Origin of the sequence: Paenibacillus andongensis (genome assembly GCF_025369935.1) — a bacterium.
In the GTDB taxonomy this organism is placed as follows: domain Bacteria; phylum Bacillota; class Bacilli; order Paenibacillales; family NBRC-103111; genus Paenibacillus_E; species Paenibacillus_E andongensis.
In genome coordinates this window covers 1,815,767-1,832,390 of the sequence record NZ_CP104467.1, presented here as the reverse complement: position 1 = coordinate 1,832,390, position 16,624 = coordinate 1,815,767, and the positions used below count along the sequence as shown (strand labels likewise).

At 45.5% G+C, this 16,624-nt stretch carries 16 protein-coding genes; 7 read left to right on the top strand and 9 right to left on the bottom strand.

Annotated elements, in window-relative coordinates; all coding sequences use genetic code 11:
* Positions 1 to 116: 116 nt before the first annotated feature.
* Positions 117 to 1,358 (bottom strand): nitrate/nitrite transporter, encoded by a 1,242-nt coding sequence (locus NYR53_RS08505; RefSeq protein ID WP_261304774.1) that lies wholly within the window; start codon positions 1,356 to 1,358, stop codon positions 117 to 119.
* A 461-nt stretch (positions 1,359 to 1,819) separates the two neighbouring features.
* Here NYR53_RS08505 and NYR53_RS08500 point away from each other — a divergent pair, with 461 nt between their 5' ends.
* Together NYR53_RS08500 and NYR53_RS08495 are read left to right on the top strand one after the other, a co-directional pair.
* Positions 1,820 to 2,470: an ANTAR domain-containing response regulator gene (locus tag NYR53_RS08500; protein ID WP_261304773.1), complete on the top strand. Its 651-nt coding sequence runs from the start codon at positions 1,820 to 1,822 to the stop codon at positions 2,468 to 2,470.
* Positions 2,467 to 3,498 (top strand): anthranilate phosphoribosyltransferase, encoded by a 1,032-nt coding sequence (locus NYR53_RS08495; RefSeq protein WP_261304772.1) that lies wholly within the window; start codon positions 2,467 to 2,469, stop codon positions 3,496 to 3,498. Before NYR53_RS08500 ends, NYR53_RS08495 begins: the two co-directional genes overlap by 4 nt.
* A gap of 42 nt (positions 3,499 to 3,540) precedes the next feature.
* Here the strand turns inward: NYR53_RS08495 and NYR53_RS08490 are convergent, their stop codons facing one another.
* Both NYR53_RS08490 and NYR53_RS08485 read right to left on the bottom strand, forming a co-directional pair.
* Positions 3,541 to 4,305 (bottom strand): CAP domain-containing protein, encoded by a 765-nt coding sequence (locus NYR53_RS08490; protein ID WP_261304771.1) that lies wholly within the window; start codon positions 4,303 to 4,305, stop codon positions 3,541 to 3,543.
* A 10-nt stretch (positions 4,306 to 4,315) separates the two neighbouring features.
* Entirely contained in the window at positions 4,316 to 6,655 is a 2,340-nt protein-coding gene (locus tag NYR53_RS08485) for a helix-turn-helix domain-containing protein (protein WP_261304770.1), read from the bottom strand.
* Between the two features lie 258 nt (positions 6,656 to 6,913).
* Here NYR53_RS08485 and NYR53_RS08480 point away from each other — a divergent pair, with 258 nt between their 5' ends.
* The 5 genes from NYR53_RS08480 to NYR53_RS08460 all read left to right on the top strand — a co-directional run bounded on the left by NYR53_RS08480 (position 6,914) and on the right by NYR53_RS08460 (position 12,819).
* Entirely contained in the window at positions 6,914 to 7,858 is a 945-nt protein-coding gene (locus tag NYR53_RS08480) for an ABC transporter permease (RefSeq protein ID WP_261304769.1), read from the top strand.
* A 24-nt stretch (positions 7,859 to 7,882) separates the two neighbouring features.
* Positions 7,883 to 8,767: a carbohydrate ABC transporter permease gene (locus NYR53_RS08475; protein WP_261304768.1), complete on the top strand. Its 885-nt coding sequence runs from the start codon at positions 7,883 to 7,885 to the stop codon at positions 8,765 to 8,767.
* Positions 8,768 to 8,803: 36 nt separating this feature from the next.
* On the top strand, positions 8,804 to 10,390 hold the full coding sequence (locus NYR53_RS08470) for an extracellular solute-binding protein (RefSeq protein WP_261304767.1): 1,587 nt from the start codon (positions 8,804 to 8,806) through the stop codon (positions 10,388 to 10,390).
* Between the two features lie 74 nt (positions 10,391 to 10,464).
* Positions 10,465 to 11,721, top strand: a complete 1,257-nt coding sequence (locus tag NYR53_RS08465) for a Gfo/Idh/MocA family protein (RefSeq protein ID WP_261304766.1) — start codon at positions 10,465 to 10,467, stop codon at positions 11,719 to 11,721.
* Positions 11,722 to 11,829: 108 nt separating this feature from the next.
* Positions 11,830 to 12,819, top strand: a complete 990-nt coding sequence (locus tag NYR53_RS08460; RefSeq protein WP_261304765.1) for a ketoacyl-ACP synthase III — start codon at positions 11,830 to 11,832, stop codon at positions 12,817 to 12,819.
* Here NYR53_RS08460 and NYR53_RS08455 read toward each other — a convergent pair.
* The 6 genes from NYR53_RS08455 to NYR53_RS08430 form a co-directional block, all read right to left on the bottom strand.
* Positions 12,799 to 13,083 carry a hypothetical protein gene (locus NYR53_RS08455; protein WP_261304764.1) on the bottom strand — a complete coding sequence of 95 codons (285 nt, stop codon included), beginning with the start codon at positions 13,081 to 13,083 and terminating at the stop codon, positions 12,799 to 12,801. The two genes, NYR53_RS08460 and NYR53_RS08455, sit on opposite strands and share 21 nt — an antisense overlap.
* Positions 13,083 to 13,430, bottom strand: coding sequence for an alpha-helical endospore appendage domain-containing protein (locus NYR53_RS08450; RefSeq protein ID WP_261304763.1), 348 nt, complete (start codon positions 13,428 to 13,430; stop codon positions 13,083 to 13,085). Before NYR53_RS08450 ends, NYR53_RS08455 begins: the two co-directional genes overlap by 1 nt.
* A 10-nt stretch (positions 13,431 to 13,440) precedes the next feature.
* Positions 13,441 to 13,731, bottom strand: a complete 291-nt coding sequence (locus NYR53_RS08445; RefSeq protein WP_261304762.1) for a nucleoside-diphosphate sugar epimerase — start codon at positions 13,729 to 13,731, stop codon at positions 13,441 to 13,443.
* Positions 13,732 to 13,815: 84 nt separating this feature from the next.
* Positions 13,816 to 14,544, bottom strand: a complete 729-nt coding sequence (locus tag NYR53_RS08440) for a glycosyltransferase family 2 protein (protein ID WP_261304761.1) — start codon at positions 14,542 to 14,544, stop codon at positions 13,816 to 13,818.
* 6 nt (positions 14,545 to 14,550) lie between these two features.
* Positions 14,551 to 15,648, bottom strand: a complete 1,098-nt coding sequence (locus NYR53_RS08435; RefSeq protein WP_261304760.1) for a glycosyltransferase family 2 protein — start codon at positions 15,646 to 15,648, stop codon at positions 14,551 to 14,553.
* Between the two features lie 4 nt (positions 15,649 to 15,652).
* Positions 15,653 to 16,447, bottom strand: coding sequence for a glycosyltransferase family 2 protein (locus tag NYR53_RS08430; RefSeq protein WP_261304759.1), 795 nt, complete (start codon positions 16,445 to 16,447; stop codon positions 15,653 to 15,655).
* Between the last annotated feature and the right edge of the window lie 177 nt (positions 16,448 to 16,624).

The following is a 16,624-nucleotide window of genomic DNA, read 5'->3' as shown; positions in this document are numbered from 1 at the left end:
CCAAAGACGGTAAGTCGTAAACGTCTTTGCCCATGCAGCCTGGACACTCAAGCTGCATGAGCAAAGGCTTTACTTATATGCCGCTGATCATGCGACCAGCGGCTTGAACCTGTTACTTAAGCATGCAAACTATCCATAGAGGCAGGAGCTACCTTCACTTTGCCGCCTTCACCGATCCAAGTACGTTTCCATTGACCTTGCACAATGGCGATCAACAAGAGACATGTAATCGCAATTGCGCTTAAGATTAGGAACCCTGGCGTAAAAGAACCTGTCGTTAGTTTCAAGTTACCGAGAATCTTGGGTAAGAAATATCCGCCTAAACCACCCGCTGCTCCAACGATTCCAGTCATAACACCGATTTCCGCCTTGAAGCGCTGCGGAACAAGTTGGAACACAGATCCATTCCCCATTCCAAAAGCCATCATGGCGATGAAGAGCATGACCGTTGTCATGGAGAGAGCAGGGAGTGTGGAGATTCCGGCCATCATCAGGGCAACAACGCCGTATAGGACCATCAGCATTCGAATACCGCCTATCTTATCAGCAAGCCAACCGCCTACGGGACGGAAGAAGCTTCCCCCGATCACACACAAGGTCGTAAAATCAGCAGCACGAACTGGCGATAAACCATATTGCGTATTAAAGAAAATGGTTAAGTAAGATGCCATTCCAACGAAACCGCCGAATGTCACACTGTATAAAATACAGAACAACCAGGAATCTTTCTGTTTCAATACTTTGCCGTATTCCGCTATTGTTTTCGGAGCCGGTTTATTCGGGCTATCCTTTGCCAGTACACTAAAGATGACTAAAGTTAACGCAATCGGAATCATTGCAATGCCGAAAACAACATGCCAATCTCCATAATGCTGTGCAATTCGGTTCGCAAATAAGGTAGCGAAGATCGTTCCACTGTTACCTGCCCCTGCAATCCCCATCGCTAATCCTTGATACTGCGGCGGGTACCAGCTGCTGGCAAGTGGTAATGCTGCCGCAAAACTTGCTCCTGCAATACCCAGCATCAGAGCAACGAAGTACATATCCCCCATCGTGTTTGCAAACTGCCAACCCCAGAATAAAGGTACTAAAGTTAACGTTAGTCCAATTTGTCCTGTAAGCTTAGGGCCTATCTTATCTGTTAGAACACCCAACACCAATCGAAGTACGGCTCCCCCTAAGGTAGGCAAAGCAACGAGATTCGCCTTTTCAGCCGCATTCAGATGAAAATCATTAGCGAGAATAACCGCTAGTGGCCCTAAAAGAACCCAAACCATGAAGCTCATGTCAAAATACAAGAATGAACTAAACAATGACCCTTTGTGCCCCACTTGCAAGAAACTTTTCCGATCAACCATGCTTTCCCTCTCCTTTTGTGAGGCTTTTCGCCTTCTTTTTTCCTACCCAGACGTGTTGACTGCTCTTTGACAGAAAAGGCCGACAAACAACCCCCAACCTGTGTGGGATGCTTATCGGCCTCTTTGCCACTGCTGCCACATCATCGTGAACAGCATGTTTGATGATTTTCAGTAAAAAGAACATAAATAGCCTATCCGGTTACGTATTTGTAAGAGGATAGGCGCCATTGCCTTCGTTAGTGGCACATCATTGTGCCGATTTCTAATTTGATTATAGTATGACATCCCCTTCGTGTCAATAAACATAACACAAATATTTTATATGTGAGATTCCCTCTACCATATCGACAAAATTTAGTGTCATATGCTATAGTAATGCCGTATAATAAATCATTTCATAACTGAAACCTTACATAAAGTTACCATGAGGTATAAAGCTATCCATGATTGGAGGTATTCAAATGTTGCAATCATTTATACTGATCGACGAGTTTAAACCAACTCGCTCAGCTACCTCCTCCTCGTCGTCGACTACCGATCCGAATGTTACGAATAATGAAAAGGAATCCTTGCCAGAAGCGATGCTGAAGGATTTGGGATTTCGCATATATGTAGCATCTAATGTAAAAGAAATTTCATTTATGATTCCTAAGGTCGATGCGGTATTATTATCAGTAAGCCCTGATCAAGTAGAGCCATGGCGTTCCCGTGTGCTGGCTCATCGCAGCCTCCCCCTTTTCTGGTGGTGTGATGCCCGCACTTTTCCTTCTAATGAATGTAGAATGGACGCGGGTATTGATGGTTTGATTGGTTCTGCGATGAGCCCTCTGGAAATTCACTGTGCGCTGCTCCTAGGTGTGAATCATTACTTCCAGCGAACCGAATGGCAGCAAGAGCGCGAACAGCTTCTCTCCAAATTGGAGGAGCGCAAATGGGTCGATCAGGCAAAGCGAATCTTATGTGAGATCAAGGGTATCTCCGAAGCAGAAGCTTATGATTTTTTGCGTAAACAAGCCATGAATGAACGTAAACGTATGGTAGATGTCGCTACCTCCATCGTTAAGGTATATCAAATACTACAGGATCAGAACCAAGGAGGTCGCAAACGATGATATCATTATTAAAAGAAGTAGGACGCGGAAAACGCGGAGCCAGAGATCTTACCTATGAAGAGGCATCCCAAGCTGCCGAACTCATACTAACCGGAGCCGCTACACAAGCACAAATAGGTGCTTTTCTCGTTGCAGAACGCATCAAAATGGAATCCCCCGATGAGTTGAAGGCCTTCATCGATGCTTTGCGCCAGCGCATCCAGACCTATCCAATACCCGGCAGCATGGATTGCGCCGGACCTTATGATGGACGCTCACGTACGTTCATCGCGACTTTACCGACCGCGTTCGTTCTCGCGGCCTGCGGACTTCCCACTACGCTGCACGGCAGCCCAAGCATGCCGCCCAAATGGGGCATCACGCTGTCCGACGTGCTAGCGGCACTTGAAGTACCCGCGCTTAACGCGTCACGTGAAGCGCTCATATCAGCCGCAGCGCGAACTGGCTTCCTGTTCGCACCAACGGAGCGCTGGTGTGCACCGCTCGGCGAGCTGCGCGAACTGCGCAAGGAACTCGGTCTGCGGACCGTGTTCAACACAGCAGAGAAACTGCTGCGCTTTACGGAAGCCCCTTTCATGGCTGTCGGCGTGTTTCACGGTACGGTGTTCGAGAAAATCACCAATTTATTAATCGAATTGGGCGTCTCTAGCGGTATTGTTGTGCAGGGTATGGAAGGCTCCGAAGACCTTTCCGTTGACAAGCGCACGCGGACATTCCTTATCCAAGAGGGTTCTAGTGAATTATTCATTGTTGATCCTGAGATTTACGAATTAATGGTCGAGGTGCCGGAAGTTGAATGGACCGCTCAACTGCAAGCAGAAACTGTATTATCCGTTCTTCGCGGAGATGCCGAGCTCCCCTACTTGAATATGGTTTTACTGAACAGTGCTGTGCGTCTGTGGGTTTCCCAGAAAGCAGGGTCCATTGAAGAAGGGATTTATTTGGCCCGACATGCGATTGAGCAAGGGGCTGCCTTACAAAAATTCACCGAGTGGACGGAAGCGATTAAGCCGGTATCTACAACTTGAATCTTATACTCATGAAAAAAGAGCCCCAAAGGGCTCTTTTTTTCATTTTCCAATAAACTGCTGGGTAAACATTTTACCGCACGGACCGCCGTTTACGATGCCGATCCCAATGTGGGTATAGTCTTTGCTGAGTATATTCGCTTTGTGTCCTGGAGAATTCATCAGTGCCTGATGAGCCGCTTGGACACTTTGATTGCAAGCAATATTCTCTCCTGCCGCGTTGTACGTAATACCGAATTTCTCCATCATATCGAATGGCGAACCATACGTCGGTGAATCGTGGGAGAAGTAATTGTTGTCGACCATATCTTGGCTTTTTAGTCTAGCCGTTTTGGTAAGCGCAGGGTCAACAGCTAGTGGAGAAAGCCCCACAGCAGCACGCTCCTTGTTGACCAAGTCAAGCATTTGCTGCTCCTCCACTGTTAATTCCGTAGTCGATGGGACTTGCGGTTTAGGTGTAGGCTTAGGTGCGGCTGGCGGAGGAGCCGGCGCTGGTGTCTGCTTCTTGGCAATTTTCAAATTACCGTAAGCCCACAGGATGGATTGCAGCGTTTGATCATCTACATTCCCCGTCGCAGGAAGGCCATATCTGGTTTGAAACGCTTTAACACCCGATGAAGTTTGATTACCATAGTAGCCCGTTATAGGTCCGCTATAGTAGCCAAGTGACTTCAGCATCCCTTGCACCGCATAGACATCAGGTCCCTTAGCCCCTTTACCATAGGCAAAAGCGGTGGTTGTGGATGAGCAAAACAAGGCGATACAGATTAGAATAATCCAGACATGCTTTTTTTTACCCTGTAACATGCGTTTACGTTCACACCCCGTCATCTTCAGTATCATTCGTCGCACAGTGGACGATAGCATTAGAATGACCAAATTCACGACTATTATCCATAATCATGAAATATGGGTTGGATGTCGTTTGGATGTTATTTCTTCGATATTCGCTTGGCGTAACGCCTTGATGCTTTTTAAAGATGCGGTTAAAGGAACTCATGGTTTGATAGCCTGCTTGAAGCGCAATATCTTGAATTTTCATATCTGTTTGCAGAAGCAGATTAACGGCCTGCTTGATGCGGAACTCATTAACGAAGTCAACGAAATTGGTTCCCGTTTTTTCCTTAAAATAAGTGGATAAATAACCTCCGGTAATGTTCAGTTTACCAGCGATTAGATCCAATGTGATATCTTCCGAGTAATGATCCTGCAAATAGTCCACAATAAAGCTGACAATCGGGTCGCGTTCTTCCTTTTTCAACCGGATTAACCGCCCCGCTTCGTTCAGCATCATCTCGAAATATTGATCCAATTCCTCGGCGGTATGCATGAGCCGGATCGATTTCGCCGAATCCGCCACTTGATTTGTTTCCAGATGCAGAGAGTTTAGTATTCGCTGGACTTTATCGGTTATTTCCTCCGCAAACCGATAGAAAACTGGCGTGCTCACCTCTTTCTTTTTCATTTGCTTAAGAACACGGCGCAGCGTTTGTAATACCAGGGTATCGTTTCCTTCCTGCAGGTTGACGTTGATTTCCTGTTCGAGGGTACTTGGGAGCAAGAAAGACTCCTCTATCACGTCCACGTCATATAAAATCCTTGTCTCATCGTCAAATGGGCGATGTTTGACCAATTTCACGACTTGTTCATAGGCTGAGGTCTGCTCAGAAGAGTGCTCGTATAAATCACTAACGGCTATTGTGAAAAAAAAGTAGTCCTTATCGGTTGCCAGGACGTGCTTAATCGTATTTAAAACTTCCATCCATTGCTGGGATTGATCATTGATATACACAATAGACAATATTTGATCCGTTTCAATCTGAAAGGTATGGGCATCATTCAATTCTTTGCCCATCGCTTGATTGACATACTCCCTAATATAGTAGGTGGCGCGTTCCTTTTCTTCGCTTATATCCTGAGAAAACTGCATTTTGAACGTGAGTTGAAACAAGATAAAGCGAAACGGCTGGTTCATTTCATCGGAAGCATGGACCTCATCGGGATCACCATGGATACGTTTTAGCCGGTTCATGTAACCGTAATAACGCAGAAGTGACGTTTTTTTCTCCAAGTTCATGTGGGCATCCTGATTCGATTTCAACATGAAACCAATATTTTCTTTAATCAGGTCAAATTCGTTCGTGTGTTTGGCAAGCGTATTTTTTTCGTTAAAATGCCGAATCGAATCCACTATTTTTTTGACCGGATTATTAAACCTCATACTAAAGAAGACGGACACTGCAATGCTGATAAGGACCGAAATCACGAGAAGCGCAATCAACGTCAAGTTCAATTTGAATATCTGGGACGAAATCGCGGCATCCGGGACAATATTGACATACGTAAACCCAGTAACCTCCCCTTTTTTATAAAAATAATAATTCCCGTTTTCCTTGATCCAATCTTTGCCCGGCTCCAAAACCGGAAGTTGATGCCGACTGGTAGAATCGGACGAGAACAAAGGACGCCCCAGATTGTCCAACATGTAAAAGTTATTATTGATCGATTGATGGAACGCCTTGTATAACCTATTGGTATCGATAAAGGCAAGCATAATATAGTCGGGATAAAAATCGCTTTTTATCATTAAAGGAAAAACAAGGCCGGTTTGTGAAACTGGACTAAGATTTGGAGCCTCGGTAAAGGTAGCTGCCGGATACATTTTGAAATAGACTTTTTGCGCAAATTCCCGTTTCCAGAAGTCATAGGTGTAGTCGGGATTCGTATAAAGTTGGCTGAATATCGCTTCTGGACTTGCTCCTCTTGCTTTTTCGAGAACAAGTGAGTGTTTAATATCGTAGACAAACAAGTTATTTAAATATAAACGGGGATTGGAGACCGTGTTTCGCAGATCGTCGATCACATGATTGGCGGCAACATAATCGATGGATGCTGAATTTGAATCCCGCAGGTTGTTGTTCAAGTACAAATTGACAATGAGGCTGTTCAGCAGTTGAAAATATTCTTCAAAGTCGTGAGTCGTATTGGACATGTTGGTATCGTTGTATTTAATCAGCTCGTCGCGTACGCTCTGTCTGAAAAATGCAAGCGAAAATAAATTAAACGAAACAAACAGAAGGATGATCACTAGGAAGCTTATCAGTAATTTGACAAAAATAGAGCGGGTATTAAGTTTCAACTGTCGTATTCTTCGCATGTTCTTGCATCCTCCTTCGGAATAAGAGTGATTATTTTATTGAAAATTGTGCTTTTTTACGGATTTTCCGAAGAAATGATCAGTAATGAAAATTTTATGGATAGTCTCTTCCCAACTTTCTGATTAGTATGGGTCTTATAGCAACAGCGACTGATGGTCCCGTAGTTCGGCGTTATGCCAACGCCTATCATCAAATTGAAAACGATTACACCTTCCTGCGTGATCTTTTTATAGTACATAAATATAAGGGGGAAGACAATGGAATTAATCACAGAAAATAGGGTTGTGAAGAAGAAGAGAAATTCACTCGCAGCTAGATTGTGGAAAGAGAAATATTTGTATCTGCTCCTTCTGCCGGGTCTTGCTTATTTCATTGTTTACCGCTACGTTCCTATGTTGGGCAATATGATCGCCTTTCAGGATTTCAGTGCATTTAAAGGATTTCTTCATAGCGATTGGGTTGGGATGAAACATTTTAAGAAGATTTTTGAAGATAGCGAAGTGATCCGTGTTATCTGGAACACGCTATACTTGTCCTTTTTGCAGATTGTGTTTGCTTTCCCGTTTTCGATTCTTTTGTCACTCATGCTAAATGAACTACGCAGCGAGAAGCTGAAGCGTATTATTCAATCCATCATATATTTGCCACACTTTTTATCGTGGGTGGTAGTCGTTGGAATCGCAACGGTATTTCTCAAATCAGAGGGAATTGTTAATCAACTATTATCCCATGTATTTGGGATGCAGCCGATCCCCTTTCTACAGGAGCCTGGCTGGTTCATGCCCTTGATCGTCCTGGAAGTGATCTGGAAGGAATCCGGCTGGGGTACGATTATTTTCCTCGCCGCCTTATCCGGTGTGAACCCAAGCTTGTACGAAGCGGCTGTTGTCGACGGTGCAAGCCGGTTGAGGCAGATTTGGCATATTACGCTGCCTGCTATTCGCAGCACGATTGTCATTTTATTGATTTTACGGCTCGGGAGCGTCCTCGATGTTGGTTTTGAACAAATCTTCTTGATGATTAATCCGTTTAACAGGGAGATGGGCAACGTGCTGGATACATTCGTTTACTACAAAGGGATCGAACAATCGGACTTTAGTTTCGCGACTGCGGTCGGTCTATTCAAATCGTTCGTCGGCTTGATCTTGATTGTTGGAGCAAACCGTTTGGCGAAGCGATTCGGTGAAGAAGGCGTCTTTTAATCATCAAAATGGGAGGTGAAGGGAATGAATTCCTATTTAAGTTGGCGAAGTAAGTCGATGAATGCGCTCAATGCGCTTATACTTATTGTGATTAGCTTGATCATGCTGTTTCCGTTTTATTATATGATTGTTACTTCTTTTACGTCTTACGCAGAATTTGTACAAAAGGAATTGCTGCTGTTTCCGAAGACATGGGTGCTCGATGCTTACAATTACATTTTTGATTCCAAAGCGTTTGTCCGTTCTATTGGCGTTACTGTCTTTGTTACGATCGTTGGTTCGTTGATAAGTCTAGTGCTGACTTCCATGATGGCTTATGCGCTGTCGCGTCAAATATGGGGCCAACGCTTTTATTTATTCCTTGTGCTGTTTACCTTTGTTTTCGGTGCAGGAATTATCCCAACCTACTTAGTGATAAAAGCAACACATTTGCTCAATACGTACTGGGCGCTTATCATTCCGGGTGCGATCAACTCGTTCAATCTAATCGTAATGAGGCAGTTTTTCATGGGTATTCCTCAGGATTTATCGGAAGCTGCTTACATGGATGGTGCGAATGATTTGCAAATCTTTTCACGCATTATCATCCCGCTTTCTAAGCCGGCACTCGCGGCATTTGGTTTGTTTTACGCGGTAAGCAACTGGAACACCTATTTCTCTGCCTTAATCTATATGAGTGATCCAGCCAAATGGACCGTACAGGTCGTATTGCGCCAAATCGTTATTTTGGAGCAAGCAGCTGGGACACTTTCGGATGGCCACCAAATGGGATTGGCTCAAAACCCGCCGCCAGCCGAGACGATCGGCATGGCTGCTGTCCTGCTTGCGACGATCCCGATTTTACTTGTTTACCCGTTTCTGCAAAAGCATTTTGCGAAAGGGGTGATGTTGGGATCCGTGAAAGGATAAGCGAGCACCGATTACATATCATGAGGAGGGTTCTGCATGCAAATGAAACGTATAACTACTGTCCTACTATCTCTTACTATGACAGGAAGTCTGGCGGCTTGTTCCACCGGGCAATCTGCGGCTCCACAGGAAACCGGCAAGGCTGGAACGGATACCGGCAAAAAAGTGATGATCAATTGGTTTGAAGGTTCTTGGGAAGATCCGGTCCCGCCACCGGATAGTGAAGCGGTTAAAGCAATCAATGAAAAGTTTAAGGTTGATTTCAAATCACAGTACATACCTTGGGATACCTATGATGAAAAGCTTGCCGTAAAAATGGCTTCCGGCGATCTTCCGGATGTGATCGGTATGGAGGAGGTGGATTCCAACTTCGTGAAATGGGCGAAGCAAGGCGCTTACCTTCCGCTCGATGAGTTCATCAAACAATATGACACGTTTAAAGCGGTTCCGGATTATGTATGGGATCCTTTGAGAGTGGATGGGAAAATCTACGGAATTCCAACCTATTTTACGGCAAAAGGCGGAAAAAAACCGCTTATCCGCCAAGATTGGCTGGATAAGCTCGGGCTCAAAATGCCGACTACCTATGATGAGCTGAAGCAAGTTGTTACGGCTTTTGCGAAGAATGATCCGGACGGAAACGGGAAAGACGATACCGTAGGTCTAGGTCTTGCTAAAGGGATTTATTATGACCCGGGCTTTGGCGCCTATTACAGCAATACCGCCTGGTATCATAAGAATCCAAGCGGACAGTTAATCCCCGGCAATATTTCTCAGGCCAATAAAGAAAAAATTCAGTTCCTAGCCGATGTTTACAAGGCAGGCGCGCTCAATAAAGATTGGGCTGTTACGAAATATAACGATGTATTTAAAGCGTTTAACGCGGGTAAAGTCGGGATTTGGTACGATCAACCGGGACCTGGCGGGCCGAGCGGAGTTGACTTCGAAGTATTGAAGAAAAATGATCCGAAGGCGGTCGTCGTTCCGATTCCTCCGTTCAAAACAGCGGATGGGAATTCCGGCTATACCCTAGGGACTGGCTTTTATCGGATGTATATGATTTCTTCCAAGCTGAAAAACGATCCGAATAAAGTAAAACGCATTCTGGAGATCATCGATTACTTCAGAAAGCCCGTTCCCTTCGATCAGCAGAATCCGAAGAACGAATACTACGATTGGATGAACGGCCATGAAGGCAAAGGCTACAAAATGGTTGACGGAATCGCGCAGCAAATAACGGAAAACAGATCAAATGTAGCGCCCAATGCCTACATCTTAAACGAGGGATGGCAAACTGGCGATGACATTCTGTATGATTACGCGAAGATGAATAAAACAGCTGAAGGAAAAGTATTCAACCAACAGCTTGCCGATCTATTGAAAAGTTCACCGTTTTATGTAAATCCGCTCAATCGGATTCATCCCCTTACGTTTATGGAGAAAAAGACGGAATTGAACCAATATATTACGGATGAAACGACCAAAATGGTCGTCGGTCAAAGACCGATTTCCGATTGGGATAAGATGGTTGATGAATGGATGGCTAAAGGCGGAAAACAGGCTATCGATGAAGTCAACAAAGAGCTTAATGATTTGAAATTAAAAGGGGAATGGAAAAAATAATCCTACCCGCAGGTTAGAGACGAGAACAGCCCGATCCCAAAGACCCGGGCTGTTCAATAAGGAGAGAATCTACTATGAAGGAGCTTACAGCTGTACTCATCGGTGCGGGAGCACGAGGCGCCCATGGTTATGCGCCTTATGCCATCCATTACCCTCACTTGTTGAAATTCGTCGCCGTTGCAGAATCGAATCCGGAGCGGAGGGCAAGTTTTGCCAAAGAGCACGGAATTCCTGAGAATCGCTGCTTTGATTCCTGGGAAAAACTGCTGGAGCAGCCGCAAATGGCAGATATTGCGATGATTTGCACACAGGACCGGATGCATTACCATCCTACACTTCAAGCGTTGAACAACAAGTATCATGTCCTATTGGAAAAGCCAATGTCGCCCAGTCCTAAGGAATGCTTGGAGATGGAGAAAGCGTCAAAGGAAAATAACCGTCTACTTACGATCTGTCACGTTCTCCGCTATACGCCATTCTGGTCTGCTATTAAACGGCTGATCCAAGAGGACAGAATTGGTCAAGTTGTATCCATTCAATTAAACGAAAACGTCGGTTATTGGCATATAGCACACAGTTTCGTACGAGGGAACTGGAACAACTCCGATACCTCAAGCCCGATGATTCTTTCCAAATCGTGCCATGATATGGACGTGCTCTCCTGGTTAATGGATCAGCCTTGTGTTCGCGTCAGTTCTTACGGCTCCTTGATGCATTTTCATTCCGGGAATGCTCCTGAAGGATCAACAGATTATTGCGTGAATGGCTGTTCGGTCGAATCGACTTGTCCGTATTCCGCACCACGGTTTTATTTAGGAGAAGGAAAAGGATGGGCGAGACATTTTACAGAAGAACTGACAAGGGAAAATATCGTCAAAGGCTTGAAAGAAACCCCTTACGGACGCTGTGTGTACAAAAGCGATAATAATGTCGTCGATCATCAAGTGGTCAATATGGAATTCGCGAATGGGGCTACCGCGATGTTCAGCATGTGCGGCTTCACCCGTCATCAGGAGCGAAGGATTCAGATTATGGGCACCAAAGGTGAGCTTCGCGGAGACGAAAACAAGTTGACTTTGCTTGATTTCGTTACCCATGAGGAGACGGAGATTAAGATAGCGACTCCAACAAGCGGTCATGGCGGCGGGGACTCTGGCATCGTGAGCAGCTTCCTCGAGGAAGTACGGAATTACGACGGCGGAGAAAGTTTGACATCCGCATCTGCGTCCGTGCGCAGCCATTTGATGGCATTTGCTGCTGAAGAGTCCCGATTGAATCATGGGAAGTCCATTGATTTATCCGAATTTGCTATTCATCAAAGGCTATTTTGAACGCAAGTGTTGTAGATTCATCCATTGACTTTCCCCTACGTATCCGATAAAGTATAATTATATTTAGTACCTAGTACTAATATCAGATACCAAAGGAGTGAATCATCGATGTCCATCTCTCCCTCATTGCAAGCCCGAATCACAGCAATCGGCAGCTACGTGCCCGATCGCATACTAAGCAACGCGGATCTTCAGGGAATGGTCGATACGAATGATGAATGGATCGTTCAACGCACAGGGATTCGGGAACGTAGAATTGCCGCAGCGAATGAATTCACAAGTCATTTATGTATAGCCGCCGTACAAAATATGCTCTCCAGATACCCGACAGCACTAAGCGATGTTGATTTAATCATTGTCGCTACCCATACACCGGATCTGCCTTCCACCCCAGTCGCTTGCCAGATTCAAGCTCATTTCGGCATCCCTGCAACTGGCGCCTATGACCTTAATGCCACCTGTTCCGGATTTGTTTATGCCTTGCATACAGCAAGCGGACTAGTTGCTGCTGGGGTACACCGCAAGGTTCTCGTCGTCGGCGGGGACTCCGTATCCAAAATCACGGACTACACGGACCGTTCCACCTGTATTCTTTTCGGTGATGGCGCCGGAGCCGTGATGGTTGAAAGAGAGGAAGAGCATCCTGCTTTCTTAGCTCATCATCTGGGATCGGACGGTACAGGCGGCAAGCATGTATACCGAACCGGCCTTGCCTCTGAATTGAACGGAACGCCATTAACGGGTGAAGGCAAGCTCGTCCAGAATGGCCGCGAGGTGTATAAATATGCCGTGACGACTGTCCCGCAAGGGATCGAAAAACTGCTCGCAAAAAGCCGGTTACCTCATACGGCAATTGATTGGTTCATTCCTCATAGCGCTAACCTTCGGATTATTGAGTCCATCTGTGACAAGAGCGGTATTCCGTTCGAAAAAGCGCTGTACAGCCTTGAATACTATGGCAATACTTCCGCGGCTTCCATTCCTCTTGCTCTGGATTTGGGCATACAAGAGGGTAAGGTCTCGACCGGCGATACGCTGCTGCTTTTTGGTTTTGGCGGGGGTCTTACTCACGCGGGATTAATCTTGCGTTGGGGATGATCCTCGAGCGACATTTCTGCTAATCCATGGCTTGCCGGGCGTTCCAAACCGGCGGCAACGCGGACGTTGCTTCGTTATTTTCTGAATCATCGAACGTTGGTATTCACTTATCGTCTTGAGATTCTCAGCCAAATGGACAGCAAGCTGATCTGATAATGCTGCTTGATCCGCGATCGTCTCTATGATTCGGCATAAGGCTCGCTGGCTTCTAGCCAGCGAGGTTAGCATATGCAATTCAATTCTTTCACGATTCGATGCTCTCATTACTTATCATCCTCACCAAACGAGAATAAGTTACCCACTCCGTTCGAACCGTCTGCCCCCGCTCCTGATCCCGATTCATTTTGTCCAAGAAGAGCCTGCATATGTCGGTTTAAGGAATTCTCCATCTTCGTTAAGCCATCGATGAGCTCAATGACATACTCATGAATCTCTCCAGATTGTTTCATCTGATGTTCATGCCCCTCTAAATTCCTTGAGTTAATATGATTGCAAATCCAGTTGCGCGATTTCTCCGCTTCAACCACTCTAGCTTCCAACATCAAAGCTATTTCATGCTGCAGCTTTGCAGTAGCATCCAACATATGCAAATACAGTTCATTTCTATTCAAGGCTATCCCTCTATTCTTCATCTTCAGGGTCTTTCATTTCTTTCATGACAATTTCCGTTTGCTGTGCGATTGCCTCTTCCAAATTAGCTAGGCTATTTAAATAAGCCGTTATATTCTTGGTTAGTTGTAATGCTTGTTCCTGCAGCATGCCTACGCCATCGAAATGAGGGTGCGAGTCAGGTATGTCGCCCGCAATTGCAGCCATTTGCGACGAAACACTTCGGTGCGTCTCCAAGATTCTAGACATCTCACGATGAGAGGCTGCAATGTGGGAAATAATTGTTGTCACACGCTGTTCCAATCCCTTCGCCTCCATTTCCACTTTTTCACTCTAAGTTATGCAGCAATGCAGAGAACGGTGACTTCAGAAGACTCACTCCATGCCTTAAATGAAGTTGTGCGGATCAACGCCCCATTTATCTATAAACTTCTGGCGATTTATCTGCAGCAGCCCTTGCACATCCTCTTGACTCTTTTTGTTAAAGCTCACACTGCCGTGATGGAAGATGAAGCAATCCCCTGTGATGAGCAAGCGATATCCTGCAAGGCGAGCCCGATAACATAAATCATCGTCTTCGAAGTGCCCTGGGGAAAATCTTTCGTCCATAAAGCCAACTTTATCTAACATTTCCCTTTTGAAAAGTAAGCAGATCCCGACCAAGCGTTCTGTTTCCTGCCATAAAGAAGTATTCACGTTGTTATATTTCGCAACCATATCGTCTATGTTCGTAAATGGTTCCTGAATCTGCTGTTTACCGCTCGCATAATTCGTCACAGGACCTACCATGCCTATGTCCTCACTACTGTACAAACAGCGCAGCAGATTATCCAACCAATTCGGGGTCACGATGGTATCGTTATTGAGCAGCATCAAGGCATTTCCAGTCGCTATGTGAAGACCATAATTACAAGCAGCAGGGAAGCCGCGATTAACTGGAATTGAAACCAGCTTCAATCGCTCTCTATAGCAGTATTCCAGGGTTCCATCCTGTGATCCATTATCAACTACGATAATTTCAAATGGAACTGAAGTATGTCTTCGAATTGATGCTACACACTCTTTCAGTAAAGGAAGACCATTATAAGTTGGAATCACGATACTGGTTACCTGCATGCTCCTTCACCTCTTTAGAAATTCCCTTTTTCTTATGATATCCGGAAACACAATTCGCTCGCCTTTCAACTGCATCGCAAGCTGCAGCGCCTCCACATGATCTCCAATAATCAAGCGGGCAACGGTGTTGTTCTTCCCTCTATTGTGACTTCGGATTTTGTTCTCAGATACGACGTTAACACTTGTTGGCGCAGTAATCCGTAATCCCGCCAGAATCGCGTTTACCTGTGCTTTGGGTGGAACCATTAACTCGGAACATCCGATGCGTTCCAGTGCATTCCTCGATAGAGCATGAGGAACTGCTGTAAGCGAGTTCGCATTCAGTTCCGGTCTTTTCAATGTTGTATTAAGAAACCTCTTCATCACAGTTACGGAATCCCAGCGTGAAAAAAGAGGTAAATACGGTGTTATGTTGTTTAGCACAAGATCTGAACCACGTTCAACATCATAGATGAAAGGAATAAGTTTCTCGGCCTGCACGACAAAATCTCCATCCAAAAAGAGCAAAATATCCGAATGAGACAGTTTAGCGCCAATCGACCTCCCGACATCATGGCCCAATGGATCTGGGTAATGAACGATAAGAGCATGCGAGTGCGCTCTTACTTTCTCTAAAGTGCGATCACTCGATCCATTCACGATAATGATGATCTCATCCAATGGCAATCGATTTAGCTGCTTTATGACCTTCACGATTGTACGCTCCTCATTCATCACGCTCACAATCGCGCAAACGGAACGCGCTGTTGGGATCAGCATCCAATCGGGGACTTGCAATTTAGCCGCTTTAAAGTAACCTTTCACATACCCTTTTGACGCTGCTTCATAGCTTTGTCCGTTGGCAGTAAGTAACTGGGAATTAGCCCGCTCCACCCATAGGTTATTGAGTGCTTTCTTTTGGTAAGGCTCCTTTGTAATATCGTGCGCGAGTGCATCTTGTTGTCCGGCTCGTTTCCCCCAATTTCTCCAGTATAGCTCGGTTCTTGTTAGGGAAAGGGTACGCTTCGAACGAGAACGAAGCGAAGATCTCTTAAACCGGGTTCGCTTTTTATTCATTACTGCGGATGTAGGTCGAGGCTTTGGTTTCTTGATGCTCAGCTTCATGTGATCACCTCATCATTTCTCTAACACGCAATTGGTCATCCATATTCGCTCTTTCATTAGAGGCTTGGATCAGCCAACCAATGGCTTCCAAATGATCGCCGATAATGAGATCACCTACGGGGTCCACATCTTTTGCCCTTCTTCGGATGCGATTTCTGAGCCCGACTTGGATAAGCTGCGCTGCCTTTATATGAAGTCCGCGTTGTACAGCTATGGCTTGGGCCAAAGGTGGAACCGCTAAATTCTCAACTCCAATAATGTTAAGCGCTTTGCGACTAATTGCGTGTGGGATCGTCGTCATAGAGGCGCCGTGTAAGTCTGGCCGGCCTAATATCGCATTAAGTGCGTGTTTGGCTAAAACAACCCTATGAACACTCGCTTTCGTTACGATTCCATTATATTTATTTAATGCTACATCAACACCTTGCTGCACAGCTCGGATCAGTGGGATTGTTTCCTTGGCAGATACAACAAAATCCGCATCAAGGAATAATAGGATATCCCCTTTAGCTTGCATCGCACCTATACTTCTCCCAACATCATGTCCTAGCCGTTGACTAAACGAGATAACCCTAGCCCCTAATCCCGTCGCTACACGTTTACTACCATCCGTAGAGCCATTATCAACGACAATGACTTCGGTTTGAGGATGCACGCGGAAAGCTTCCCGAATGACTTTGGCCAAGGTACGAGCTTCGTTGCAAACCGGAATGATGACCGATACTTTTGGCTGATGCTGATGCAAGGTGACGGAGGAGTTTGGCTGCTTCCGTTTCCGCTGAATACGCTGATTACTCAATTCGTTCTCAACTCCTGTCCATGGCGGAATACCTGCTTTATATATTCTATGATTGCAACAGAAAGGGGACAGGGCAGAAGCCGTCCAAGTAGAAAACAGGCATTTGTACAGCCTATCCTGTACATTAAATAGGGGTCTGGATATTTGTCTTGTACCGCTTTCCCCTCCTCCACGTAA